Source organism: Pseudoalteromonas sp. SG43-4 (assembly GCF_014164325.1).
Classification (GTDB): domain Bacteria; phylum Pseudomonadota; class Gammaproteobacteria; order Enterobacterales; family Alteromonadaceae; genus Pseudoalteromonas; species Pseudoalteromonas distincta.
Genome location: NZ_JACJFB010000013.1, coordinates 71,745 through 97,113, shown reverse-complemented (window position 1 = coordinate 97,113; position 25,369 = coordinate 71,745). Strand labels below are relative to the sequence as shown.

Genomic DNA, 25,369 nt, shown 5'->3' with positions numbered 1-25,369 from the left:
CATGGCTTTATTAGAAAGTACTCACAGACGTAAAAACCCGCTAACGGGTCGTTGGGTATTAGTGTCACCACATCGTAATAACCGCCCATGGTTAGGCGCAACAGAAGCCGTTAACGAAAACGTATTACCAAAACACGATGAAAGCTGCCCACTTTGCCCAAGTAATACCCGTGCAAATGGCGACAGTAACCCAGATTATAAATACACACACGTATTTAGAAATGACTTTGGTGCATTAACGCCTAATGCCAGCGAGCAATTACAAAGCTTAGAGTCAGACAGTGATTTATTTATTGCCGACGAAGCCAGTGGCGAATGCCGCGTAATTTGTTTTTCTCCAGAGCATAATAAAACACTACCAGAGCTTAGCCAAAACGCATTGCACGAAGTAGTGAAAACCTGGAAACAAAATTACACAGAGCTTGCACAGCAGTACGAATGCGTACAAGTTTTTGAAAATAAAGGCGAGATCATGGGTTGTTCGCAACCTCATCCTCACGGCCAAGTTTGGGCTCACTCGCATTTATCAACCGAAATAGAAGCCGAAGATACCCAGCAGCTCGCCTATTATAAAAAGCATGGCACAGCTATGCTTGCCGATTACGCGCAAAAAGAGCAAGCAGATCAAACACGTGTTGTATTTGAAAACGAACATTGGCTTGTTGTAGTGCCATTTTGGGCAGCATGGCCGTTTGAAACAATGCTAGTAACTAAAGATAACATTCAAAACTTTAGCCAGCTAAACGATGCGCAAACAGACTCTTTGGCTCAGGCACTTAAAGTATTAACCACTAAGTACGACAACGTATTTAATTGCAGCTTCCCATACTCAATGGGATGGCACAATGCACCGGCTAACAGAGGCTCTGATGAGCAACATTGGCGTTTGCATGCCCATTTTTATCCGCCGCTACTTCGCTCTGCTACTGTTAAAAAACACATGGTAGGCTACGAAATGCTAGGCGAAAGCCAGCGCGATTTAAGCGCAGAAACCGCTGCTTCTATTTTAAAAGCAGCCAGTACAACACACTATAAAGATACAGCAGGACACACAGATGAAGCTTAACGAATTCCAACAACAATTTTTGTCACTGTATGGCGCGCCTGCTCAAGGTATTGCAGCAGCACCGGGGCGTGTAAACCTTATTGGCGAATTTACCGACTACAACGACGGTTTTGTTTTACCGTGTTCGTTAGAGTTTCGTACCCAAGTGATGTTTAAAGAGCGCGACGACAATATTATTACTGTGCATTCTTTAAATTACCCAGGCGAAAAAGACAGCTTTAGTGTTGATGAAGAAATCACTGAAGGCCAATCGCAATGGGGTAACTACATTCGTGCTGTTACTTACGTTCTTAAAAGAGCGGGTTACACTCTGCGTGGCGCCGACCTACTTATTGACAGCAACTTACCGCAAGGTAGTGGCTTGTCGTCATCGGCCGCACTAGAAGTTGCTGTAGGCGGTATGTTTAACCATATTGCACAGCTTGGTTTACCGCCAGAGCAAATTGCGCTATTTGGTCAAGAAGCCGAAAACGACTTTATGCATTGCCAATGCGGCATTATGGATCAGCTTATTTCAGCTAAAGGCGAGAATGGTCATGCACTATTAATCGACTGTGAAAACCTCGCAACCAAATCAGTTAAAGTTCCTGATGATTTAAATATTGTTATTGTTAATTCAAACTACCCGCGTAAGTTGGTTGATAGCGAATACAACCAGCGCCGTATTGACTGCGAACAAGCTGCTGTAAAAATGGGTGTAGAAACACTTCGCCAAGCCACCATGGCTGGCCTGCAAGCAGTAAAAGCGACATTAAGCGAAAACGAATATAAACGTGCACACCACGTAATTAGCGAAAACGACCGTGTAATTGCAGCAACTACTGCACTACAAAATAACGATATGGATGCACTTCGCACGCTAATGGCAGCATCGCATCAATCACTTAAACACGACTTTGAAGTAACCGTACCTGCAACCGATGGCTTAGTAGAAATTTGTAAAGAAGCGATGGGCGAGCGTGGCGCAGTTCGTATGACAGGGGGTGGTTTTGGTGGCGCAATTGTATGTTTATGTCGTGATGCGGAAGTACCACTAATTAAAGCAGCGGTAGAAAAGCATTACTTTGAACGCTTTAATTTAAATGCTGATATTTACGTATGTTCAGCGGGTTCAGGATTACAAATTACGTCTTTTTAAATAAACTTAAGGAATAAGCATGGCAAAGGTTAATTGGGGAATTATTGGGTGTGGCAATATAGCTCACACCTTTGCTACAAGCATTGCGCATTGCAGTGACGCACAGCTTATTGGCGCGGCATCAACGAGTATACAGCGCGCTAAAGAATTTGCCACACCGTACAATATTCAAGGCTATGAAAGCTATCAAGCTCTTATGCAATGCCCAAATATAGATGCTATTTATATTGCCAATACCCACGATCAACACTTTAAAACGATAGCCCAATGCTTAAAACACAATAAGCACGTGCTAAGCGAAAAACCAATCACCGTTAATTCTAAGCAGTTGCAAAGTCTCACTGAGCTTGCCAAGCAACAAAACTGCTTTTTAATGGAAGGCGTTTGGATGCGGTTTTTACCAGCCATAGTAAAATTACAACAGCTCCTAAGTGAAGGTGTTATTGGTAATGTGCACAGTGTTAATGCCAACTTTAGTTTACCTGGCAGCTTTGCCGACACTCACCGATTAATGAACCCTGTAACAGCGGGTGGCGCCCTGCTCGATTTAGGTATTTATCCTATTTCGATTGCTGATGTGGTATTTAATAAAGCCCCTGAACACATCAACTCCTTTGTACATAAAAGCACAACCGGCGTTGATGAGCGAAGCACTGCTATAGTTGATTACGGTAACGGGCAATTTGCATCTCTTGCCAGCGCATTACAACAAAGTGGCCCCACAGAAGCATGTATTAATGGTGAGCTTGGCTATATTCGAATACCTCAGTTTGTAGGTGCACAAACGCTAGAGCTACACATAAAAGACCAAGACCCTCAGTACCTTGAATACGACTTTAGCGACGATGAAAACTTTAAGTTTGAAATTGCACATGTCACGCAGTGTATATTACAAAAACAAACTCAAAGCAGCGTGTTGCCCCTCAGTACTAGCTTACGAGTTATGAACATAATGGATACCTTGCGAGCACAGTGGCAGTTGCAATATAGCAATGTCGTCGAGTCGGCTGAACTGACTAATTAAAAAATAAAAATACACAACAAGGACACACAATGACACACACACTCAAGGCGCTTTCAAAAGCCATATTACTTGCAACGTGCAGTTTATCTGCCAGTGTAGCTGTTGCTGAATCTAATAAACCAGAGCAGCTATACCCGCCACTCACTAGCGAAGTACTGCCAGAGCTTGCAGCTAAAGGTAGCTACAATATAGGTGTGCAAACACTTGATTTAGTTAACCCTGCGCAATTTGACCCCGCTACACAAGGTCAAAAAGATCGTCCTTTAAAAGTAGAGGTGTGGTATCCGGCTGCAAATACAGCAAAAGCGCCACTTAGCAGCTACACAGATGAAACTCGCTCAGGTAAAGAGTTTACTTTGCAAGCCGATGCAATGCGTGATGTCGCCATTAATAATAAAGAGCACTACCCTGTGATAGTGCTTTCGCACGGTTATACCGGTTACCGTACAATTATGTACTACCTTGGCGAGCATTTAGCGTCGCACGGTTACATTGTGGTAGCTATTGACCATACTGACTCAACCAATGCCGATGTTGATTTTGAAAACGCACCGTTTTCTGGCTTTTTTAGCACGCTTATAAATCGCTCACGCGATCAGCAGTTTGTAATTAATTACTTTAATGAGCAAAACAACTTTGCCAGCAAGCAGGTAGATAACAAAAGCGCAGGTGTAATTGGTTACTCAATGGGTGGCTATGGCGCGGTAAATACGATAGGTGGTTGTTACGCTTTTAATGAGCAAACTACGGCTATGTTTGCGGGTATGAAAGACCCAGCTCAAATTAAAAAAGTACAGCAATTACTAAACAGCTGCGCTGGTGGACAATACCAAAACCCAAAAATAGACCCTCGTATAAAAGCGATGGTGGCCTTTGCACCATGGGGCGGACAGCACGCTATATTTGATGCCAAAGCAATGGAAAATATTAAAGTACCTTCGCTTTATGTAGCTGGTGACTTAGATGACATTTCAGGCTATGAAGGCATTAAAAGTCTTTATGAACAAACAGGCAGCAAATATAAGTACATGCTTACTTACAAAAATGCACGCCATAATATTGCACCACACCCAGCCCCTGCTATTGCACAAAGCAGCAGTGAGCTAGATATAGGCCATTACTACGAGCCTTCGTGGTCTATGCGCACACTAAACGAGACCAACAAACACTTTGTACTTGCCATGATGGATTGCCACGTAAAAGGCATAGCCAGCGAGTGTAAATACTTAGATTTACCACAAAACGGCGACCAAGCTGTTGTTGATGGTAAGCCGCTGCCACAGTGGCGCGGGTTTGATAATCGCTTTTCTACCGGTATGGATTGGCAACAAGCTAAACCTCACACCAAGTAATAATAAACTTTAAGCGGTTATTTTAATCAATAGCCGCATACGCCCTTAAAATAATGCAAAAATAAAACGCCTTTTATATAAAAGAGTTACCAGCAAATATCAGCGTGTTTATTTTTTAATCTGCTATTTTAAGAAAAAACCATTGCCATTAACTTCGGTTAAAGGCAATCTAGTCATATATAAGATAAGATAAATAACACAAATATCATGTCCAAATACATACTCTCAATTGATCAAGGAACCACAAGCTCTCGGGCCATCTTGTTTACAAAAGATGCAGACGTTTTTGGTACAGCACAACAAGAATTTTCGCAGCATTTTCCACAAAATGGTTGGGTAGAACACGACCCTAACGATATTTGGCAAACAGTGCTTAGCACTAGTCGCGAAGTGTTAACTAAAAACGATGTAAAGCCTGAAGAAATTATTGCCATTGGTATCACCAATCAGCGCGAAACCACTTTGGTATGGAACAAAAAAACAGGCAAAACAATTTATAACGCTATTGTATGGCAAGACCGTCGCACTAGTGACTATTGCGAAAGCCTAACAACTGATGAGCTTTGCCAAACAATAAGCGATAAAACAGGCTTATTACTCGACCCTTATTTTTCGGCCACTAAAGTTCGTTGGATTTTAGATAACGTTGAAGGCGCACGCGAACAAGCCCTTGCAGGCGAACTCGCCTTCGGTACGGTTGACACTTACCTACTTTGGCAGCTAACTGGCGGTAAAGAGCACCGAACCGATGCAACCAATGCATCGCGCACCATGTTATTTAATATTCATACCCAGCAGTGGGATCAAGAGCTTTTAGAGTTATTCGATATTCCAGAATCTATGCTGCCAGAAGTAATGGATTCAGCTGACGAGTTTGGTTCAACCAGCGCTGACATTTTTGGCGCGCCAATTCGTGTTTGTGGTATTGCAGGCGATCAACAAGCTGCGCTTGTAGGACACGCATGTTTTGAACAAGGCATGGCTAAAAGTACTTACGGTACTGGCTGTTTTTTAATGCTTAACACTGGCGAAAAAGCACTGACCTCAGAAAACCGCTTACTGACCACTGTTGCTTATAGATTAAACGGCAAGCCAACTTACGCCATTGAAGGCAGTATATTTATGGCTGGCGCAACTATGCAGTGGATTGTTGAAGGCTTAAAACTACTTAGCCATGCTGGCGAAAGTGAGTCGATGGTTAAAGATGTACCGCTCGATCATGGTGTATTTTTAGTGCCTTCGTTTACTGGTTTAGGCGCTCCTTATTGGGACCCTAATGCACGTGGCGCTATTTTAGGGCTAACACGCGACTCTGGTATTAGCACTATTGTTGCTGCAGCGCTGCAATCAGTTGGCTACCAGACCAAAGATTTACAAAAAGCGATGGAGCGTGATGGCCTTCGCCCAAGTGTGCTTCGTGTAGATGGCGGTATGGTAAAAAATAATTGGGTTATGACCTTTTTATCAAATATTTTAGGTGCAACAGTTGAGCGACCAACAGTGACCGAAACCACCTCTTTAGGGGTCGCTTATTTAGCAGGCTTGCAAGCAGGTGTGTACGAGTCAACTGAACAGTTATCTAAAATGTGGACATGCGACCGTCGCTTTGAGCCCACCATGAGTGCCGACGAGCGTAACGATCTATACGCAAAATGGCAGCACTGCGTAGCTCAAGTCTGCTTAACGAATAAAAACTGCCCGCAGTAAATACTAAGTGGCTAAGGCCAGTACTTTAGCCACTTTGCTTTTTTAACTTAGCTAAATGCTAGATTTAAAAGGCATGTTTTACTGCTTTAAATTGAAAATGGATTGGCGTCAAAATTAACGAATAAAAAACTGGGTTTTCTATTGTCAAATGAAAACAGCAGCTTTATGATGTTTATGTCTTATTTATATTACAAATAAAAAGGTTAGCTCGGTGGAATTAGCAGATAACGAATATGACTTACTAGTCATCGGTGGCGGTGTAAACGGCACTGGAATAGCAGCTGATGCAGCTGGCAGAGGGTTAAAAGTTCTATTGTGCGAACAATCAGACCTTGCCTGTGCAACATCTTCAAACAGTTCTAAGCTGATCCACGGCGGTCTGCGCTACCTTGAGCATTACGAATTTAGATTAGTAAAAGAAGCGCTAGCAGAGCGTGAAGTGCTACTTAAAAACGCACCTCATATTATGTGGCCGCTAACCTTTAGGTTGCCGCATCAAAAACACCTCCGCCCTGCGTGGATGATTCGTATTGGCTTGTTTATGTATGACAATCTAGCAAAACGCGAAACACTAGCGGGTTCTCGAAGCATTAAATTTGGTGAAAATAGCGTTTTAGAACCCTCTATTACTAAAGGTTTTGAATACTCAGATGGCTGGGTTGATGACTCTCGCCTAGTCGTTTTAAACGCCCTAGCAGCGCAGCAAAAAGGTGCTGTTATTACCACGCAAACTAAGTGTGTACATGCTAAACGTGAGCAAGGTAAATGGCAGGTAACGCTTGAGCAGCAAAAGAGTAAAGCTAAATACACCATTTCTGCCAAAGGGATTGTTAATGCTGCGGGTCCTTGGGTTGCTAAATTATTTGACGAAGCACTAACAGAAAAATCACCACAAAATATTCGCCTTGTAAAAGGTAGCCACATTGTAGTGCCTCGTATTCACGATGAAAAACAAGCTTATATTTTACAAAATAAAGATCAGCGGATTGTGTTTGTTATTCCGTTTGAAGATGACTTCTCACTTATTGGCACAACCGATGTAGAACACAAAGGTGAAGCACAAGACGTTAAAATTAGTGATGAAGAAATTGATTACTTAATTGATATTACTAATACCTACTTTAAACAACCGATTAAACGCGAAGACATAGTACATACCTTTTCTGGTGTACGCCCATTACTTGATGACGAATCAGTTAATGCACAAGCCGTTACTCGCGATTATAAATTAGAGCTTTCGAGTGATGCTAAGCAAACACCTCTACTGAGTGTGTTTGGCGGAAAAATTACAACTTATCGCAAACTTGCCGAAGCTGCGGTTAATAAGCTTGAAGATTTTTATCCGCAAATGAGCAATGCGTGGACCAAACATAGTCCGCTCCCTGGTGGTGATTTTAGCTCTGTAGAAGCACTTAAATCAGAGCTAAAAGCAAAATACGAATGGCTACCTGAAATAACACTTAAACGCTTTGTACGCACTTATGGTACTCGTGCTAAACATATTTTAGGTAGTGCAACTGGGCTGAGTGATTTAGGCCAGGATTTTGGCCATGGTTTATTTGCAGCAGAAGTAGATTACTTGCTAAATGAAGAGTGGGCAGAAAACGCATACAATATTTTATGGCGCCGCAGTAAATTAGGACTACGTTTTAATGAGGCGCAAGTTGCTGCGCTTAATGATTATATTGAGCATAACCAAGCAGCTAAAAGCGCTTAACTATCAAGTTATAATAGCTTCCTGTTAACCCCTTTATAATTTAACCGTTATAAAGGGGTTTATTTTTTTGACTCTAAATTAAATAAATAATTAAAGCCACTAAGCGTCGCTGTTTTAATATCAAACTCAACACACTTAACACCAATTTGCTTAAGTGCTGTGGTAAAACACATATTAAGTTGCTTTGTGCCAATCACCACAACTTGTGTATCACTTAATAATTGCCATTCACTAGCGTGGCGAGCTGCTCGTACATCGCTGCCAATTAATACACCCGACAAATAGGCTTTAGCTTGTACTGGCGTTAACTCCTTTGAAAGCTGGCGGGTACGCACACTAAAAATACCATGTGCCAAGTTACCGCTATCACTACCTAAAGTTAGCTCACAGCCTTGCTCAAATGCTTTAAAGTCAAACTCACCTTCTGCACAGTCGTTAGGAATTAAAACACTTTGATGACATAACAAATCATATAACTCACCGGTCATGGCTGTTTTAAAGCAAATGATTTCGCCATTGTTTATAAGCACCCATTTGGTATGTGTGCCAGGCAAACAGAGTAATATTTTACCTTGTTGATACTCTGGGTTTTGCTTTAAAAACCCTAAAATTTGCAGCTCTTCGCCGCGCATTACATCAAACAAGCCATTTTGCAGCGTACACTTTGTGCCAGGTAACGCTTTAATAATATGCCCATCGCAATCAAAGCTAACAGCAGCATTAAGTAACCCTTCGGGATTAATTGGGCATTCTAAATAAGGTGTTTCGTGCCAGCCGATGCTTGAGGTAATTTGTCCTGCAATATATATAGGTAAGCTGCCATATTCTTGCTTCCACACTGCAATGGTGTCGATTAGGGTTTGCTCAAAATTTTGATTTGCTTTAACAACACCTGGGCCATCACGTTGTGCTAATAATTTAAGTGTTGATTGCGCTCGTACTTCGCACAAATAAGCGCGTAAATGGCTCGTGCCCCAGTCAACAGCAATAAAAAGAGATGAAGTAGCCAAGCTTTAAAGCCTCCCACCGTCAATTTTAATACTTTGCCCGGTGATCATACTGCTTTCATCGGCGGCTAAAAAGAGTGCCAAATTAGCAACATCTTCAGGAGTTACTAATTTTTTAAGCGCCATGGCTTCCATCCACTTAACTTGCTCTTCTTCGGTAAACCAGCTTGCTAGTTGACGGTCGGTAGCCACCCACCCTGGTAAAATAGCGTTAACGCGAATACCAAACTCGCCGTAATCGCGAGCCAGTGCCTTAGTCATACCAATTAGGCCTGCTTTTGCGGTTACATAGCCTGCCATTTGAGGTTGCCCCATAATAGCGTTAATAGAACTAAAGTTAATGATACTGCCCGCTCCATCGCCCTTCATAAAAGACATAGCAACTTGAGAGGCAAAAAATGCAGGGTTTAAGTTTATTTGTAAGCACTGATCCCAGTCTTGCACTGTAACGTCTTCGCTTGCTTGACGGCGATCGTTCGCTACATTATTAACTAGTACATTAATGGCACCAAAAGCGGCGCATGCATCCACAAGTGATTGCTGAAGTGCATGAGAGTCAGTTACATCAACTTGCCTATACCATAGTTTTGCATTGGGTAAATCACGAATAAGCGATTGCGCTGCCTTATCATCAATATCTATAAATGCTACTTTTGCATTTTGGTTTACAAAGGATTTAACCATTGCTCTACCAATGCCTGATGCACCGCCTGTAATAAAAATAACTTTACCAGAAAGACTATGATATTGAGCTAGGGTGTTCAAATTCAACTCTCCATACAGCGCATTTTCAATTTTATTTAAACTCTTTATAAACTTACATTTACAGTATAAAGAGCCAAACTAAGTTGTTATTGCTGTGTTAAAATATTTAGCTAATTAAAAGTTTATATCATATCCTTGAGTACATTAATATGATATATGATATATAATAAAGCAATATATCAACTCGGAATCCTGCGCAATGAAAAGCCAACCCCGTCAAAATTTAACACAACAATTAACCCACGATTTGGGTTTTGCTATTGTGCGTGGTGTTTACCCTGTAAGCGAAGGCCTGCCTTCTGAAGCCGATTTATGTATAAAGTATGATGTAAGTCGCAGCGCTACCCGCGAAGCGGTAAAAATGCTTTCTGCTAAAGGGTTAATTTCATCGCGTCCTAAGCAAGGTATTCGTGTATTACCTGAAAGTAGCTGGAACATGTTTGATACCGACGTACTACGTTGGATTTTAAGCAGTAAGCCATCACTGTCGTTATTAAAAGAGTTTACTCAAGTACGCGTAGCCCTTGAACCACAAGCGGCCGCTCTTGCAGCACTAAATGCAACTGCTGAACAACTCGCTGATATAGATAGTGCCTTAGCCCGTATGGCTGAAGCAGACGAAGGCTTAGACGACCCATTAGAAGCCGACATTGCTTTTCATACCAGCATATTAGTGGCCAGTAACAATCGCTTTTTTGTGCAATTAACTGAGTTTATTAGTACTGCTCTTAGAGTAAGTATTCGTTATACAAACCACATTAAAGGTGTACCGGGCGCAGACGTTGCTAAGCACGCTGATATTTTAGAGACCATAAAGTCACGCGATCCTGAGCGCGCTAAAAAAGCAGTAGAAACAATTTTAGAAGAAGCACTACAGTTAATTGAATCTAAATTAGTGTAATGTTAGTTCAACATATTATATAAATATTGAGTCCATCGAATTTACTCTTTGCAGTATATTTTATGGACTTTTTTATTGCCTATAAAACTTAAATTACAGGCATTAAAAAATCCGATATCAGTCTCCTGATATCGGATTTTTAATTATTTAAATCAGCTTAATAACTCGGGTTATTAACTAAGATAAAACGCCTTTTTACAGGCTAGAATTACAATCCTAATTTCTTCTCAAGATAGTGGATGTTAGTACCACCATTTTGGAAGTTTTCATCTGCAAGAATTCTCTTATGCAAAGGAGTATTAGTTTTAATTCCGTCAATTACTAGCTCGTTAAGTGCATTGCGCGCGCGGGCAATAGCTACGTCACGGTTTTCACCGTAAGTGATTAACTTACCAATCATTGAATCGTAATGTGGTGGAACCGTATAGTCAGCGTAAATATGGCTGTCCCAACGAATACCTAAGCCACCAGCAGGATGGAAACGTGTAATTTTACCCGGTGAAGGGATAAACGTTTCAGGGTCTTCAGCATTAATACGACACTCAATAGCATGACCACGAATAACAACGTCGTCTTGCGTGAATGATAATGGTTGACCCGCAGCAATTTTTAACTGCTCTTTGATTAAATCAATACCAGTAACCATTTCAGTTACAGGGTGTTCAACCTGAATACGTGTATTCATTTCGATGAAGTAAAACTCGCCGTTTTCGTATAAAAACTCAAACGTGCCTGCACCGCGGTAACCGATTTCGATACATGCACGTGTACAGCGTTCACCAATAAATTTACGTGTTTCTGCAGTAATACCTGGCGCTGGTGCTTCTTCAACTACTTTTTGGTGACGACGTTGCATAGAACAATCACGTTCACCTAAATGTACTGCATTACCTTGGCCATCTGCTAATACTTGAACTTCGATATGGCGTGGGTTTTCAAGGAATTTCTCCATGTAAACCATGCTATTACCAAAGAACTGCTTAGCTTCTTGCTGTGTTAATGCAATTGAATCAATAAGTTCAGATTCGCTACGAACAACACGCATACCACGACCACCACCGCCACCAGCGGCTTTGATGATTACCGGGTAACCGATTCGTTTAGCGATTTGCATGTTACGTTCTTTATCATCTGATACCGGACCATCAGACCCTGGTACACATGGAACGCCTGCTTTACGCATTGCTGAAATAGCAGAAACTTTATCACCCATAAGGCGAATAGTGTCACCTTTTGGACCAATAAATACAAAACCACTTTGCTCAACTTGGTCGGCAAAATCAGCGTTTTCTGCAAGGAAACCGTAACCTGGATGAATCGCTACAGCGTCAGTTATTTCAGCCGCAGCAATAATGCGCGGGATATCTAAATAACTTTCAGTTGCTGATGGTCTACCAATACAGATGGTTTCATCTGCAAGCAATACATGCTTAAGATCGCGATCCGCCGTTGAATGCACAGCAACCGTTTTGATCCCAAGCTCTTTGCAGGCGCGCAATATACGAAGTGCAATTTCACCTCGGTTTGCAATGACTACTTTATCTAACATTAGAGTTGGCCTTTTAGGTTACGCTATTATTCAATGATGAATAGAGGTTGATCAAATTCTATTGGCTCGCCATTTTCAGCTAAGATAGCTCTTACTGTACCGGCTTTATCTGACTCAATTTGGTTCATCATTTTCATAGCTTCGATAATACAAAGCGTATCGCCAACTTTAACTTGCTGACCAACTTCTACATACGCTGGAGCTTCAGGAGACGCTGCTGCATAGAAAGATCCAACCATTGGTGATTTAACTTGATGGCCAGTAGGTTCTGCTGGAGCTGCTGCTTCAACTGCTACAGGAGCTGCTGCAACTGGAGCTGGGGCTGCTGGCGCCGGTGCATATTGCTGTGGAGCAAATTGCGGGTAACCAGGGCCTGCGCTCATGTTGTTACGGTTAATACGTACTGATTCTTCACCTTCAGTGATTTCTAGCTCAGCAATACCTGATTCTTCTACTAATTCGATAAGCTTCTTTATCTTGCGAATATCCATTACACGACCCGCCTGTTTGTTTGTGTGTTAATTTAAAATTAAATCGAGTTTTTCAACCGGCTCACAGCGGCATTTAATGCTGCGTGGTAACCCATTGCACCTAATCCACATATCACGCCTTGTGCCACATCAGAAAAATACGAATGATGACGAAAGGCTTCACGTGCGTGCACATTACTTAAGTGCACTTCAAAAAACGGAATATCAACACTTAGCAATGCATCACGTAATGCAACGCTTGTATGCGTAAATGCAGCAGGGTTAATTATTATGTAATCAACCGCTTGCCAAGCACTGTGTATTCGCTCAATGAGGGCTTGCTCACTATTACTTTGAAAATGTGCTAACTCAACATCTAGACTATCAGCGGCACTGGTTAGTTCGCTCATAATTTCACTTAGCGTTTGAAAACCGTATTTATCCGGTTCACGCTTGCCAAGCATGTTCAAATTTGGACCATTTATAACTAAAAGGTTAAATTTTGCAGCCATAATACGCGATATATCCTATAAGTAATGAGTTAAGCGGTTGCTAAGTAGTTTTTCGCTTTTAAGTAAGCAGAAAAAAGTAATGTAGCAACAAATTCTCACGTTAACCAACTATTATAGTGATTTCGATGTAAATAGCAGCAAAATACTGGTCCAATCTCTATTTTGGGAACGAAGAACTAGGAGGGAGTCGTAAGCCACTTGGTATATCCAAGTGGCTCTATTGCACTATTATTGTGCGCTGGCGCGCACTGTAGCAAGGTGTTTAGCAAAATCTTCTGCGTTTAAAAAGCCGGTTACACGTTGTGTAGTTAGCTCTTTACCTTGGGTGTTAAAAAACAAAATACTAGGTAAACCAAACACGGTGTACTCTTCCATTAACTCAATTGTTTTATTGTCACTGTTAGTTAAATCAACTTGAATTAGCTGATAATGGCTAAATTCACTTTGCACTTTGGCATCTGGAAACGTGTAATGCTCAAACTCTTTACACGCCACACACCAGTCAGCATATAAGTCGACCATAACCATTCGACCTTCATTACTCGCTTGCGCTACGGCTTCTTTTAGCTCAGCTAAATCCGCCACCTTTTTAAACTCATTACTTTGTGAGCTTACTTGCACAGCTTGTACTGGCCAAAAGTAGTTTTTAGTTAACGTAAACCCTGTCATAACTAATAGCGTTGCAGCAAACCATAATGCAGTTTTTAACTTGCTTTGTGTTTGGCTGCTTTGCCAGTGATGTAGGTAAAGTGCCGTTGCTAATGCAAGCACACCGGCCATTAATAATATAATGTCGGCGCTCACTAGTCGCTCAAGTAATATAAGCGGCACAACGAGCATCACAAAACCAAACAAGGTTTTAACTTGCTCCATCCAACCACCGGCTTTAGGCAGTAATTTACCACCAGATGTACCAAGTAATAAAAGTGGTAACCCCATACCTAAACTAAGCACGTATAGTGTTAAACCACCTACTAAGTAATCACCACTTTGCGCAACAAATAAGAGTGCCGCCGACAGTGGCGCTGTAGTACATGGTGATGCAATTAGCCCCGACAGTACGCCCATTAAAAATACGCCAACGTAGTTGCCGCCTTTTTGATTGTTACTTACCTGAGTTAGCTTGCTCATCATACTGCTTGGCAGTTTTATTTCGTACCAACCAAACATCGACATAGCCAATAATACAAATAGTAAACTAAAGCTAACTAATACAAATGGATGCTGTAAATACCCCTGCACTTGCCCACCAAGCGCCGCAACAACTAAACCAAGCGCTGCATAGGTAACTGCCATGCCTTGTATATATACAAACGACAACGCAAACGCTTTTTTAGTTGAAAGGTTTTGCTGACCCGCAATTAAGCTCGACAAAATAGGAAACATTGGAAATACGCAAGGCGTAAAAGCAAGGCCTACACCAACAACAAAAAATATAAGTAAATTAGTTATTAAGCCCTGACTTGCTAACTGTTCAGTAAAAGTAAGTTCTTTTTCGGTATCATCCGAATTTGTTGTAGGTTCAGTAGCTGGCTCGTTGAGTGCTGCAAATGTGCTTTGCGCAGTTGCCGCTTCATCGGTGGCGCTATTTTGATCTACATTTTTAACCTGTGCGCCACTAATAACACTAAGTGGGATGCTAATTACTTCTGGTGGATAGCAAAGCCCTGCTTTTGCACAGCCTTGGTAACGAACTTTAACCACGGCGCCTTCGGTTACATTACTTAGCTTACTAATAACACTCGCGGAATTAAAAAAAACCTCTGTTTTACCAAAAAATTCATCTTCAATAATTTCGCCACGGCCAGAATCGCCTACTTGAATGTTTGCACCTTTGGCGATAATTTCTATTTTCTTTTTATATAAATAATAGTCTGGCGCTATATCCCAACCTACAAACAAGGTACTGCCTTGTTGGTCAAAATCAAAAACAAACGCTTGGTCTACAGGTAAAAAAGTCTGTTGCGGAGGCCCAAGTAGATCACCAAGCACATTATTAGTCGCAGCCTTTACGGGTACAGTTAATAATGTAACCAACAATAAAAAGAAAAAACGCATTAATTCAGTACCTCGTCCATCCAATTAAAATACGCCAAATTACCGGTTGAAACTTCTACAACCTGAATCTCCGGCACTTCGTAGCTATGTAGCTCTTTTATTGTTAAAAACACATCGTTCATTTTATCTGCTTTTGTTTTTATAAGTAGCTTGGCTTCAGTTGCTTCTGCTACTTCGCCCTCCCACATATAAATAGAGCCCATGTTAGGTAAAATATTTACACAAGCTGCTAGCTTTTTTTCTACCAACGCCCTTGCTAGGCTGCGTGCTTCTGCTTCGTCTTTGCAAGTCGTAAAAATCATTTTAAAATGCGTAGTCATTGTGAACCTATTCTTATTGGACAGTGTCTAGCTTCATAGTATCTGATAGCCGATACAATGTGTAGACGCTTAAATATCAGTAAAATGACTATACCTATGCCCTAACCTTGAAAAGAGACCTAGTCACCCTCATTTATATTTCATCAACTCTTTTGAGTGTCATTATTTAGAGAGCGCTATGTTTAGATTTTTATTTGTGTTGTTTATCATCATCCCTATTATCGAAATCGCTTTGCTGATTCAAGTAAGCGATGTGATTGGCGGATTTGCAACAATTGCACTTGTTGTTATTACCGCGATTTTAGGTGCCAAAATGGTTAAAACACAAGGTATGGGTGCGCTGCAAAACGTACAAGCGCAAATGGCGCAAGGGCAAATGCCAGCCAAAGAATTATTTACCGGAATATGCGTTGTAATTGCAGGGGTATTATTACTTACCCCTGGCATTATGACCGACGTGTTTGGGTTACTATTATTAACGCCTGCAATTCGTAACAAACTGGCCGCAGGTCTTGCTAGCCAAGCAACTGTTAGAATGAGCGCAGGTAGGCAACAAGGGCCATCGCCGTTTGCTGGGCAGCAACATGCTGAACGAGAGCAAGGGCAAATGGAACGACCAACGACTATTGATGGCGAATATGAGCGAAAAGATTAAAAATTTATCATTTTTTCTCTTGGAATTTTACACTCTACCCCCATTAATGAATGCAAATTAGAAAAGCTTTTTTCTGTACTGTTCAGAAACTGTTAGGAGAACTAAAAAACATGAACATTCGTCCTTTACAAGATCGCGTAATCGTTAAACGTCTAGAAGAAGAAACAAAATCTGCTGGCGGTATTGTATTAACTGGCTCTGCAGCTGAAAAATCAACTCGCGGAGAAGTTGTAGCCGTAGGTAATGGTCGCGTTTTAGATAACGGTGACGTGAGAGCGTTAGAAGTTAAAGCCGGTGACACTGTGTTATTTGGCTCATATGTTGAAAAAGTTGAAAAGATCGAAGGTCAAGAGTACCTGATCATGCGTGAAGATAATATTTTAGGCATTGTAGGCTAAACCTACTTTTCGTTTATAAACATTTAAGAATTTAGAGGAATTTAAAACATGGCAGCAAAAGAAGTACTTTTTGCAGGTGACGCACGCGCTAAAATGCTAACTGGCGTAAACATCCTGGCAAACGCAGTAAAAGTTACATTAGGTCCTAAAGGCCGTAACGTTGTACTAGACAAATCATTTGGCTCTCCAGTTATCACTAAAGATGGTGTATCTGTAGCAAAAGAAATCGAACTTGAAGACAAGTTTGAAAACATGGGCGCACAAATGGTTAAAGAAGTTGCATCTAAAGCAAATGATGCAGCCGGCGATGGTACAACTACCGCTACAGTACTTGCACAGTCTATTGTTAATGAAGGCCTTAAAGCTGTTGCAGCAGGCATGAATCCAATGGATCTTAAGCGCGGCATCGACAAAGCAGTTATTGCTGCTGTTGCAGAGCTTAAAGCGTTATCTGTTCCTTGTTCTGATACTAAAGCAATTGCACAAGTAGGTACTATTTCAGCTAACTCTGATCAAGAGATTGGTAATATCATTGCTCAAGCAATGGAAAAAGTAGGCCGCAACAGTGGTGTTATTACTGTAGAAGAAGGTCAATCACTTGAAAACGAACTAGATGTTGTTGAAGGCATGCAGTTTGACCGTGGTTACTTATCTCCTTACTTTATCAACAGCCCAGAAAAAGGCACTGTTGAACTAGATAACCCATTTATTCTACTTGTAGATAAAAAAATATCTAACATCCGTGAATTATTACCAACATTAGAAGCGGTTGCTAAAGCAAGTAAACCACTACTAATCATTGCAGAAGACCTTGAAGGCGAAGCACTAGCTACATTAGTAGTTAATAACATGCGCGGTATTGTTAAAGTATCAGCTGTTAAAGCACCTGGCTTTGGCGATCGTCGTAAAGCAATGCTACAAGATATTGCTGTATTAACTGGCGGTACTGTTATTTCTGAAGAAATCGGCTTAGAGCTTGAAAAAGCAACAGTTGAAGACCTAGGTACAGCTAAACGCGTAATTATCACTAAAGATGATACAACTATCATTGATGGTGCTGGCGAAGAAGCGGGTATCACTGGTCGTGTTTCTCAAATTAAAGCACAAATTGAAGAAGCTACATCTGACTACGATAAAGAAAAACTTCAAGAGCGCATGGCTAAACTAGCTGGCGGTGTTGCAGTTATCAAAGTAGGTGCTGCTACTGAAATCGAAATGAAAGAGAAAAAAGACCGCGTTGAAGATGCATTAAATGCAACTCGTGCAGCGGTTGAAGAAGGCGTAGTACCTGGCGGCGGTGTTGCACTTGTACGTGCTGCTAGCAAGCTAGTTGATTTAGTTGGCGACAACGAAGATCAAAACCACGGTATTAAAGTTGCACTTCGTGCGATGGAAGCACCACTTCGTCAAATCGTAACTAACGCAGGCGACGAAGCATCAGTTGTAATTAACGCAGTTAAAGGCGGCGATGGTAACTACGGTTACAACGCAGCAACTGGCGAATACAACGACATGATTGAAATGGGTATCCTAGATCCAACTAAAGTAACACGCTCTGCGCTACAGTTTGCAGGATCTATTGCGGGTCTAATGATCACTACTGAAGCAATGGTAGCTGAAATCCCTAAAGACGAATCTGCTGGTGCACCTGATATGGGTGGCATGGGCGGAATGGGTGGTATGGGCGGAATGATGTGATAAACATCACCGTTTAAGCACCTCGCTTATATAAAAAACCAGCTTCGGCTGGTTTTTTGCTTTTTAGAATAAAAATCATTGATATTGTTTAATTTATACCCATACCTAAGTTGCGTATAACTAAGATTTATATTAAATGGATTTATTAAATAATAACGAAATATTCATCTTCTTTGTTTTTGTTGCTCTTGTGACTGGGTTATTTTCATTCGTAGTTTGGGCTATGCTCAAAATGGTCACGTGGGGTAAAAGTATGTCTAAGGGGGCTTATTTATTTTTAGCATTCTTTCCGCTTATTTCTATTATTCCTATCCCACCACCTACATACGAAAATGTACAAAAAGCAAAACAAGAACTGCGTAAACGTAAAGGAGACTCAGGCGATCCACTCGATGATGAAGACGAACTCGTAAGTTAATTCATATTACATACTGCGGGCATATACCCTACTTGATCGTTTGCTAAATATGATAAAAAGCACATTTATTTAATAGTACGGAGTAAACCAAATATGACTAACGTTCAACAGCATATCGGCAGCATTGCATTAGTTGTTAAGGACTACGACGATGCCATTGAGTTTTATACTCAAAAGCTAAATTTTGAATTAGTCGAGGATACTAACTTAGGAGATGGTAAACGTTGGGTGTTAATTTCACCTCCAAATTCAAACGGAGCTAATTCGAGCAGAACTAATCTACTGCTTGCTAAAGCCACAACGCCCGAACAAATTAGCGCTATTGGTAATCAAACGGGTGGTCGCGTGTTTTTATTTTTGCATACTAATGATTTCTGGCGAGATTATAATTTAATGCTTTCTAAAGGCGTTACATTTAACGAAGAGCCTAGAGTAGAACCCTATGGCACCGTAGTGGTTTTTGAAGACCTATATGGTACAAAATGGGATTTATTACAGCTTAATAATCAGTGAGATAAAATGCTGTTAAATATAAAAGCAAAATTTTTATTAAGCGCGGGAGTTATTGCATCTGCAGCGGCTGTATGGCATTTACTTTGTATTTGGGGTGGCACTAGCTGGTATATATTTGCTCGCGCTCCAATACAAATAATAGAATCATCACAGCAAGGTACATTCCTTGCGCCTTTAGGTAGTATTGCAATAGCTGGACTCATGTTTGCATGTACTGCATTTGCTTTATCAGCAATTGGCTTAGTGCGTAACATAGTACTTACTAGAACCGCTTTAATTGCTATTGCAACCTTGTGTATCATACGAAGCTTAATAATTATCCCTGCATTAATGCGTGCCGATACGTGGAATATTATAGCAAGTAGTGTTTGGCTTTATGTAGGTGTATGCTTTTTAGTGGGTGCGATAACGTTCAACAATTTAAAACCGAACACTAATAGTTGAGTGACACTTAAACTCACGTCACTTTATTAACTAACTCTCTTACAATTGCGAACAAATCACTGGGTAGCATTCCCCTTTGCCCATCTCGCTCACTTGCGATATCACCGGCTTTAGCGTGCAGTGTTACACCATAGCGTGCTGCTTCATCAATAGTTAAACCTTGAGCAAGTAATGCCCCAATAATACCAGTGAGTACGTCGCCACTGCCGCCAACTGCCAGTGCTGGGTTGCCATCTTCACACACCCACGTGTGCTGGGCATTATCTATTAATGTTCCAGCGCCTTTTAATACACAAGTCGCGTTATAGCGCTTGGCGCAAAGGCGGACATAATTAAAGCGGTCTGATTCTATATCGCTGGTACTAACACTTAGCAGTCGCGAAGCTTCGCCTGGATGTGGCGTAAGTACGCATTGCTCTAACACATACGATGAGGCTTGCTTAGCGAGTAAATTAAGGGCGTCTGCATCTATAACCAATGGCATTTTATTGTTTTGGCAATATTGCATTACTTCATCGAATGTTTGTTGTGCCCACTCGTCTTGCCCAAGCCCTGGGCCAATAACAACGCAGCTTGCCCACTCTAGCGCTTGATGTAAGTTATTACTGCTTACCATAAGCTCTGGTCTGCCAATACTAATAGGCGTTATTGAGCTTTCGTGTGTATACACCCTCACCATGCCAGCACCCGTTCTAAGAGCTGCTTCACTACTTAACCTAATTGCACCTGCAGTACCTTGATTGCCACCAACACATAAAAGCTTGCCATGGCTGCCTTTGTGACTATTGATTGCCCGCGTGGCAATTCCTTTAAAGCTATTAATATTTATCAAGGTTCCTGATGATTGCGCTATACAAGTAAATGCATCGCCAACTGCTAAATCATCAAATACTAACTTACCGCTATATTGTTTACCTGCTGTCGTTGTGAGCCCTTGCTTAATACCCACAAAAGTAACGGTTGAAGTTGCTTGTACTGCGCATCCTAAAGGCTGTCCTGTATTTGCTTCAATGCCTGATGGAATATCAATGCTTATTACTGGCTTACCACTGTTATTTACAGCGTTAATTATATTCGCAAAATGATCACGCACTGCGCTTTTAAGCCCAGTACCAAGGAGCGCATCAATAACGATATCGCACTCATTAAGAGCATCTTTTGTAAAATGAGAAACCACCCCACCCGCTTCTCTCCATAGCTGCTGCGCTTTTGCAGCATCACCTTTTAATGTTTTTTCGGGTTCAGCAGCGCATACTGTTACCTTTTTACCTGATTGCATAATAAGCCTAGCTACAACGTAACCGTCTCCAGCGTTGTTACCATGGCCAACAATGACTAATGTATGCTGCGCATCAAATAACTGCCATTGCTTATATACAGCCTCGCCTGCTCGCTGCATTAGGGTAAATAAATCGCAATGACTATTTTTAGCCGCTAAAGCTTCATTATCTCTTACTTGTTGTGCGGTAAATAAGGTTTTATTAAGCATAAAGACTCTTTACTAGGTGATACTTCACCTTATCAAATAGTTATATCTAGCGGCTAGTTCTGTTGGCAATTTTAAACTGTAATTTTATTTAAAGTCTAACTTAGTAAAACATTGCCACTTCAATTTGAACATGGCTCACTTGAGCACGTCTAACTTGAGCAAGGTGAGCTAATTAAAGTACAATACAGTTAATTAAAGGCTTGGTTTACTTGTAATCCAAGCCTGTTTATTTTTAGGTAGAGAAAAGCATGGCACAAACTCGCGGTAACTTATTTATTTTATCAGCCCCTTCAGGTGCTGGTAAATCAAGCTTAATCAATGCGTTATTAAAAAAACACGCTGATATGAAAGTATCTGTATCACATACAACTCGCGCCCCTCGCCCAGGCGAAGAAAATGGTGTGCATTATCACTTTGCATCTACAGATGAGTTTAAAGCGCTTATTGCCAAAGATGACTTTTTTGAATGGGCCCAAGTGTTTGACAATTACTACGGCACATCAAAGCAGGCTATTGAGTCGCAACTTGATGCGGGTATTGATGTGTTTTTAGATATTGATTGGCAAGGCGCTCAGCAAGTGCGCAAAATTATGCCAAGCGTACAAACTATTTTTATTCTACCGCCTTCAAAAGAAGAATTAGAGCAACGCTTAAATAATCGTGGGCAAGATTCGGCTGAGGTTATTGCCTCTCGTATGGCAAAAGCACAATCTGAGACATCACATTATAACGAATACGACTATGTAATTGTTAATGATGACTTTGAGACTGCGCTTGGCGACATAGAAATGATTGTAATGGCTCAGCGCTTAACCCAAAAAGCGCAAGAAGAACGCCATCAAGTTTTACTAAATAGCCTGCTTAAATAATTTAAGTCTATTTAAATCAGGCTTAGGCAAGTAAAACTGATAAAAATTGAACACTGGCTATTGGCGAAAGTGGCTGCTTGCAGTAAACTACGTCTTTGATTTAAATTATTTTTGGAGTGCTGTGATGGCCCGCGTAACAGTTGAAGATGCAGTAGATGCAGTTGGTAATCGTTTTGACTTAATTTTAGTTGCGGCTCGTCGTGCCCGCCAAATTGCTGTTGGTGGTAAAACTCCACTAGTAGACCCTGAAAACGATAAGCCAACGGTAGTTGCTTTACGTGAAATTGAACTAGGTTTAGTTGATAGCTCTTCAATGGACTTAATTGACCGTGAAGAACAACAACACCAAGAAGCAGCTGAATTAGCTGCTGTTGCCGCTATTGTTGGTGGCAACCAATAATCGACCTCCCGGTCTGATTTAGCCAACGGCGCAGTATTTCTACTATAGCCGTTGGCAATCCTCTCTTTTCATCGTATATTCGTAGCTTACCTAATTTACTTCACTAGGGCTCTTTATCTTTCGAGGTTAAATTTGCAGTAGTATGTTTGGTATTTAGGCAAGGCAGAGCCTATGTAGTGTGGTTATTCCCCATAAATAGGCGATAACGCAGCATAAATGCAAAACATGCGCTGCCTAAAGGGTTCTGCCTAGGGGCACTTTACTCTTTGTTGCTCGATTTTTACTTAGCCCGCTAGGCTAAAAACCTCGCGCCACAATTAAATCGCCCCTAGATTGAACAAATTTTAATCCTGAAAGGTCAACAGACCCTAGAACATTGGAGTGTGAATGTATCTTTTTGAAGGTCTTAAAAAGAAAATCTCAGAATACTTGCCCGCTGCTGATGTAGAGCTGGTTCAAAAATCTTACGTGGTAGCCCGAGAGGCCCATGAAGGACAAACTCGCTCGAGTGGCGAACCTTACATAACGCACCCAGTAGAAGTAACCCAAATTCTTGCAGGCATGCATCTTGACCATGAAACGCTCATGGCCGCGCTAATGCATGATGTAATTGAAGATACTGATTTTAGTCAACAAGATTTAGCCGAGATATTTGGCGAAACTGTTGCAGAGCTAGTTGAAGGTGTGAGTAAGCTCGATAAGCTTAGCTTTAAAGATAAAAAAGAATTCCAAGCTGAAAACTACCGCAAAATGATTATGGCAATGACTCAGGATATTCGAGTCATTTTAATCAAGCTTGCTGATAGAACACACAATATGCGTACTTTAGGCGCATTGCGCCCAGATAAGCGCCGCAGAATAGCGCGTGAAACACTAGAAATTTACGCACCAATTGCAAACCGCTTAGGTATTCACGATATTAAAAATGAACTTGAAGACTTAGGTTTTCAAGCTTTATATCCTATGCGTCATCGCGCACTTAAATCGGAAGTTGCTAAAGCACGCGGTAATCGCAAAGAAGTTATTACTAATATCCAACATGAAATAGAAGCACGTCTTGAAGAATCAGGCATTAAAGCAACTGTGTCAGGCCGTGAAAAACATTTATATAGTATTTATAAAAAAATGCTTAATAAAGAACTGCTATTTAACGAAGTTATGGATATTTACGCGTTTAGAATTGCAGTTGACTCTATGGATACGTGTTATCGTGTATTAGGTGTAGCTCATAGTCTTTATAAACCTATTGAAACACGCTTTAAAGATTATATTGCAGTACCAAAAACAAATGGTTACCAATCGCTTCATACTTCATTAGTTGGTCCTCACGGTATACCTGTTGAAATTCAAATTCGTACTCACGATATGGATCATATGGCCGACAAAGGTGTAGCGGCGCATTGGATGTATAAAAAAGCAGGTGATGGTGCAGGTAATACTTCGCAGCAACGTGCTCGCCAGTGGATGCAGAGCCTATTAGAGCTTCAGCAAAGTGCGGGGTCATCATTTGAATTTATTGAAAATGTAAAAACTGAGCTATTCCCAGAAGAAATTTACGTATTTACACCAGATGGGCGTATTGTTGAGCTACCAATGGGTGCTACCGCAGTCGATTTTGCTTATGCCGTGCATACAGATGTAGGCAACACCTGCGTAGGCGCTCGCGTTAATCGCAAGCCGCACCCTTTAAGTAGGCCCTTAGATACAGGGCAAACTATAGAAATAATAACAAGCTCAGGCGCTCACCCTAATGCAACATGGCTAAACTTTATTGTTACTGGTAAAGCGCGTTTGGGCGTTCGTAACTACCTTAGAAGCCAGCATCATGAAGAAGCTATGCTTTTAGGGCGCCGCTTACTTGATTCAGCATTAGGTGAAAACAAACTAGATAGCATTGCTGATGAAAATATAGCGAGAGTACTTGAGGAGCACGAACTAACAACGCTTCTTGAATTACTTGTAGAAATTGGCTCTGGTAACCTAATGAGCATGTTAATTGCCAAACGCCTATTACAAAATGACAGTGACGACTTAACTGATATTACCAGCCAAGCCAAAGCGACCATTATTGGTACTGAGGGCATGCTAGTTAATTACTCCAAGTGTTGCCGACCTGTACCTGGCGATGCTATTACAGCTCATGTAAGCCAAGGTAAGGGCCTGACCGTTCACCGCCAAGAATGTAAAAACATCCGTGGCTGGGAAAATGAGCGCTCTAAATACTTAGTTGTAAAATGGGACGATAACCCAGAGAAAGAATATATTGCAGCTCTGAGAGTTGAAATTATTAATCATCAGGGGGCTCTGGCTAAATTAACCAATGTTGTTACTACAACCCAAGCCAATATTGTAGAAATAACCACCGATGAAAAAGAAAGTAATTTATACGTGATAGATTTAGGGGTTACCGTTAAAAACCGTATCCACGTTGCTAACATTATGCGCCGCATTCGCGTTATGCCTGATGTACAAAAAGTCTATCGTAAAAAGTAAAATAGGAAACACATGAATAAAGCATTTATCTCTACCGACAAAGCACCTGCTGCCATTGGCACTTACAGCCAAGCAGTTAAAGTAGGCACCGCTGTTTATTTATCTGGTCAAATTCCATTAGTGCCAGAAACGATGGAAATGATTTCAGAAGACTTTAGTGAGCAAACGCATCAGGTATTTAAAAATATCACTGCGGTATGTGAAGAAGCTGGCGGGCAAATTCAAGATTTAGTGAAAATAAATATTTATCTAACTGATTTATCTAACTTCGCGACTGTAAATGAAGTTATGAGCCAATACTTTAAGCAACCTTACCCAGCGAGAGCTGCATTAGGTGTTCGTGCACTTCCAAAAGGTGCACAAGTTGAAATAGATGGAATAATGGAACTTCCTTCTACCAATTAAG

General features: G+C 41.1%; 25 protein-coding genes. 17 read left to right on the top strand and 8 right to left on the bottom strand.

Features of this window, described 5'->3' with window-relative positions:
• Position 1 precedes the first annotated feature (1 nt).
• The 6 genes from H5160_RS13690 to glpD all read left to right on the top strand — a co-directional run bounded on the left by H5160_RS13690 (position 2) and on the right by glpD (position 8,004).
• A complete protein-coding gene (locus H5160_RS13690) occupies positions 2-1,066 on the top strand; it encodes a UDP-glucose--hexose-1-phosphate uridylyltransferase (protein WP_182716030.1) in 1,065 nt (354 codons plus the stop codon).
• Positions 1,056-2,204: a galactokinase gene (galK, locus tag H5160_RS13685; RefSeq protein ID WP_024606495.1), complete on the top strand. Its 1,149-nt coding sequence runs from the start codon at positions 1,056-1,058 to the stop codon at positions 2,202-2,204. The genes H5160_RS13690 and galK overlap by 11 nt, the downstream gene beginning before the upstream one ends.
• A gap of 19 nt (positions 2,205-2,223) precedes the next feature.
• The gene (locus tag H5160_RS13680; protein WP_182737764.1) at positions 2,224-3,228 is read left to right on the top strand and encodes a Gfo/Idh/MocA family protein; all 1,005 of its coding nucleotides are present in this window, start codon (positions 2,224-2,226) and stop codon (positions 3,226-3,228) included.
• A gap of 29 nt (positions 3,229-3,257) precedes the next feature.
• On the top strand, positions 3,258-4,580 hold the full coding sequence (locus H5160_RS13675) for a dienelactone hydrolase family protein (protein WP_182737763.1): 1,323 nt from the start codon (positions 3,258-3,260) through the stop codon (positions 4,578-4,580).
• A gap of 207 nt (positions 4,581-4,787) precedes the next feature.
• The gene (gene glpK / locus H5160_RS13670) at positions 4,788-6,287 is read left to right on the top strand and encodes a glycerol kinase GlpK (RefSeq protein WP_033013631.1); all 1,500 of its coding nucleotides are present in this window, start codon (positions 4,788-4,790) and stop codon (positions 6,285-6,287) included.
• A gap of 211 nt (positions 6,288-6,498) precedes the next feature.
• Complete coding sequence (gene glpD / locus H5160_RS13665; RefSeq protein ID WP_165723682.1) at positions 6,499-8,004, top strand: glycerol-3-phosphate dehydrogenase; 1,506 nt, start codon at positions 6,499-6,501, stop codon at positions 8,002-8,004.
• Positions 8,005-8,063: 59 nt separating this feature from the next.
• Here glpD and H5160_RS13660 read toward each other — a convergent pair whose 3' ends face one another.
• A complete protein-coding gene (locus H5160_RS13660) occupies positions 8,064-9,014 on the bottom strand; it encodes a 2-dehydro-3-deoxygalactonokinase (RefSeq protein ID WP_182737762.1) in 951 nt (316 codons plus the stop codon).
• Positions 9,015-9,017: 3 nt separating this feature from the next.
• The gene (locus tag H5160_RS13655; protein WP_002958845.1) at positions 9,018-9,776 is read right to left on the bottom strand and encodes an SDR family NAD(P)-dependent oxidoreductase; all 759 of its coding nucleotides are present in this window, start codon (positions 9,774-9,776) and stop codon (positions 9,018-9,020) included.
• Positions 9,777-9,975: 199 nt separating this feature from the next.
• Between H5160_RS13655 and H5160_RS13650 the strand changes: the two genes are divergently transcribed.
• A complete protein-coding gene (locus H5160_RS13650; RefSeq protein ID WP_024596672.1) occupies positions 9,976-10,677 on the top strand; it encodes a FadR/GntR family transcriptional regulator in 702 nt (233 codons plus the stop codon).
• 208 nt (positions 10,678-10,885) lie between these two features.
• On the opposite strand, the gene accC is transcribed toward H5160_RS13650, so the two are convergent.
• The 5 genes from accC to cutA form a co-directional block, all read right to left on the bottom strand.
• Positions 10,886-12,226, bottom strand: a complete 1,341-nt coding sequence (accC, locus tag H5160_RS13645; RefSeq protein ID WP_002958843.1) for an acetyl-CoA carboxylase biotin carboxylase subunit — start codon at positions 12,224-12,226, stop codon at positions 10,886-10,888.
• A gap of 26 nt (positions 12,227-12,252) precedes the next feature.
• Positions 12,253-12,717 (bottom strand): acetyl-CoA carboxylase biotin carboxyl carrier protein, encoded by a 465-nt coding sequence (gene accB / locus H5160_RS13640; protein WP_002958842.1) that lies wholly within the window; start codon positions 12,715-12,717, stop codon positions 12,253-12,255.
• A 38-nt stretch (positions 12,718-12,755) separates the two neighbouring features.
• Positions 12,756-13,208: a type II 3-dehydroquinate dehydratase gene (gene aroQ / locus H5160_RS13635; RefSeq protein WP_002958841.1), complete on the bottom strand. Its 453-nt coding sequence runs from the start codon at positions 13,206-13,208 to the stop codon at positions 12,756-12,758.
• Positions 13,209-13,436: 228 nt separating this feature from the next.
• On the bottom strand, positions 13,437-15,266 hold the full coding sequence (locus H5160_RS13630) for a protein-disulfide reductase DsbD (protein WP_182737761.1): 1,830 nt from the start codon (positions 15,264-15,266) through the stop codon (positions 13,437-13,439).
• The gene (cutA, locus tag H5160_RS13625; RefSeq protein WP_002958839.1) at positions 15,266-15,586 is read right to left on the bottom strand and encodes a divalent-cation tolerance protein CutA; all 321 of its coding nucleotides are present in this window, start codon (positions 15,584-15,586) and stop codon (positions 15,266-15,268) included. Before cutA ends, H5160_RS13630 begins: the two co-directional genes overlap by 1 nt.
• A 178-nt stretch (positions 15,587-15,764) precedes the next feature.
• Between cutA and H5160_RS13620 the strand changes: the two genes are divergently transcribed.
• The 6 genes from H5160_RS13620 (at position 15,765) to H5160_RS13595 (ending at position 19,712) form a co-directional block, all read left to right on the top strand.
• Positions 15,765-16,241 carry an FxsA family protein gene (locus H5160_RS13620; RefSeq protein ID WP_002958838.1) on the top strand — a complete coding sequence of 159 codons (477 nt, stop codon included), beginning with the start codon at positions 15,765-15,767 and terminating at the stop codon, positions 16,239-16,241.
• Positions 16,242-16,351: 110 nt separating this feature from the next.
• Complete coding sequence (locus H5160_RS13615) at positions 16,352-16,639, top strand: co-chaperone GroES (RefSeq protein WP_002958836.1); 288 nt, start codon at positions 16,352-16,354, stop codon at positions 16,637-16,639.
• 48 nt (positions 16,640-16,687) lie between these two features.
• The gene (gene groL / locus H5160_RS13610; protein ID WP_002958835.1) at positions 16,688-18,337 is read left to right on the top strand and encodes a chaperonin GroEL; all 1,650 of its coding nucleotides are present in this window, start codon (positions 16,688-16,690) and stop codon (positions 18,335-18,337) included.
• 136 nt (positions 18,338-18,473) lie between these two features.
• The gene (locus tag H5160_RS13605) at positions 18,474-18,755 is read left to right on the top strand and encodes a hypothetical protein (RefSeq protein ID WP_182737771.1); all 282 of its coding nucleotides are present in this window, start codon (positions 18,474-18,476) and stop codon (positions 18,753-18,755) included.
• Between the two features lie 93 nt (positions 18,756-18,848).
• The gene (locus H5160_RS13600; protein ID WP_182737760.1) at positions 18,849-19,268 is read left to right on the top strand and encodes a VOC family protein; all 420 of its coding nucleotides are present in this window, start codon (positions 18,849-18,851) and stop codon (positions 19,266-19,268) included.
• 6 nt (positions 19,269-19,274) lie between these two features.
• Positions 19,275-19,712: a hypothetical protein gene (locus H5160_RS13595; RefSeq protein ID WP_182737759.1), complete on the top strand. Its 438-nt coding sequence runs from the start codon at positions 19,275-19,277 to the stop codon at positions 19,710-19,712.
• A 13-nt stretch (positions 19,713-19,725) separates the two neighbouring features.
• Here H5160_RS13595 and H5160_RS13590 read toward each other — a convergent pair whose 3' ends face one another.
• Positions 19,726-21,201, bottom strand: a complete 1,476-nt coding sequence (locus tag H5160_RS13590) for an NAD(P)H-hydrate dehydratase (protein WP_182737758.1) — start codon at positions 21,199-21,201, stop codon at positions 19,726-19,728.
• Positions 21,202-21,449: 248 nt separating this feature from the next.
• Here H5160_RS13590 and gmk point away from each other — a divergent pair, with 248 nt between their 5' ends.
• The 4 genes from gmk to H5160_RS13570 all read left to right on the top strand — a co-directional run bounded on the left by gmk (position 21,450) and on the right by H5160_RS13570 (position 25,368).
• Positions 21,450-22,070, top strand: a complete 621-nt coding sequence (gmk, locus tag H5160_RS13585; protein WP_182737756.1) for a guanylate kinase — start codon at positions 21,450-21,452, stop codon at positions 22,068-22,070.
• A gap of 124 nt (positions 22,071-22,194) precedes the next feature.
• Positions 22,195-22,470, top strand: a complete 276-nt coding sequence (rpoZ, locus tag H5160_RS13580; protein ID WP_002958829.1) for a DNA-directed RNA polymerase subunit omega — start codon at positions 22,195-22,197, stop codon at positions 22,468-22,470.
• A gap of 387 nt (positions 22,471-22,857) precedes the next feature.
• On the top strand, positions 22,858-24,963 hold the full coding sequence (gene spoT / locus H5160_RS13575) for a bifunctional GTP diphosphokinase/guanosine-3',5'-bis pyrophosphate 3'-pyrophosphohydrolase (RefSeq protein WP_002958827.1): 2,106 nt from the start codon (positions 22,858-22,860) through the stop codon (positions 24,961-24,963).
• 12 nt (positions 24,964-24,975) lie between these two features.
• A complete protein-coding gene (locus H5160_RS13570) occupies positions 24,976-25,368 on the top strand; it encodes a RidA family protein (RefSeq protein WP_002958826.1) in 393 nt (130 codons plus the stop codon).
• Position 25,369: the final 1 nt, after the last annotated feature.

Coding starts and splice junctions, on each gene's coding strand:
- H5160_RS13600 (WP_182737760.1), top strand. CDS start 18,849: ATGACTAACGTTCAACAGCATATCGGCAGCATTGCATTAGTTGTTAAG.
- H5160_RS13630 (WP_182737761.1), bottom strand. CDS start 15,266: ATGCGTTTTTTCTTTTTATTGTTGGTTACATTATTAACTGTACCCGTA.
- groL (WP_002958835.1), top strand. CDS start 16,688: ATGGCAGCAAAAGAAGTACTTTTTGCAGGTGACGCACGCGCTAAAATG.
- H5160_RS13595 (WP_182737759.1), top strand. CDS start 19,275: ATGCTGTTAAATATAAAAGCAAAATTTTTATTAAGCGCGGGAGTTATT.
- galK (WP_024606495.1), top strand. CDS start 1,056: ATGAAGCTTAACGAATTCCAACAACAATTTTTGTCACTGTATGGCGCG.
- spoT (WP_002958827.1), top strand. CDS start 22,858: ATGTATCTTTTTGAAGGTCTTAAAAAGAAAATCTCAGAATACTTGCCC.
- H5160_RS13675 (WP_182737763.1), top strand. CDS start 3,258: ATGACACACACACTCAAGGCGCTTTCAAAAGCCATATTACTTGCAACG.
- H5160_RS13590 (WP_182737758.1), bottom strand. CDS start 21,201: ATGCTTAATAAAACCTTATTTACCGCACAACAAGTAAGAGATAATGAA.
- glpK (WP_033013631.1), top strand. CDS start 4,788: ATGTCCAAATACATACTCTCAATTGATCAAGGAACCACAAGCTCTCGG.
- rpoZ (WP_002958829.1), top strand. CDS start 22,195: ATGGCCCGCGTAACAGTTGAAGATGCAGTAGATGCAGTTGGTAATCGT.
- H5160_RS13690 (WP_182716030.1), top strand. CDS start 2: ATGGCTTTATTAGAAAGTACTCACAGACGTAAAAACCCGCTAACGGGT.
- H5160_RS13620 (WP_002958838.1), top strand. CDS start 15,765: ATGTTTAGATTTTTATTTGTGTTGTTTATCATCATCCCTATTATCGAA.
- H5160_RS13605 (WP_182737771.1), top strand. CDS start 18,474: ATGGATTTATTAAATAATAACGAAATATTCATCTTCTTTGTTTTTGTT.
- H5160_RS13615 (WP_002958836.1), top strand. CDS start 16,352: ATGAACATTCGTCCTTTACAAGATCGCGTAATCGTTAAACGTCTAGAA.
- accC (WP_002958843.1), bottom strand. CDS start 12,226: ATGTTAGATAAAGTAGTCATTGCAAACCGAGGTGAAATTGCACTTCGT.
- cutA (WP_002958839.1), bottom strand. CDS start 15,586: ATGACTACGCATTTTAAAATGATTTTTACGACTTGCAAAGACGAAGCA.
- gmk (WP_182737756.1), top strand. CDS start 21,450: ATGGCACAAACTCGCGGTAACTTATTTATTTTATCAGCCCCTTCAGGT.
- aroQ (WP_002958841.1), bottom strand. CDS start 13,208: ATGGCTGCAAAATTTAACCTTTTAGTTATAAATGGTCCAAATTTGAAC.
- H5160_RS13650 (WP_024596672.1), top strand. CDS start 9,976: ATGAAAAGCCAACCCCGTCAAAATTTAACACAACAATTAACCCACGAT.
- H5160_RS13680 (WP_182737764.1), top strand. CDS start 2,224: ATGGCAAAGGTTAATTGGGGAATTATTGGGTGTGGCAATATAGCTCAC.
- accB (WP_002958842.1), bottom strand. CDS start 12,717: ATGGATATTCGCAAGATAAAGAAGCTTATCGAATTAGTAGAAGAATCA.
- H5160_RS13570 (WP_002958826.1), top strand. CDS start 24,976: ATGAATAAAGCATTTATCTCTACCGACAAAGCACCTGCTGCCATTGGC.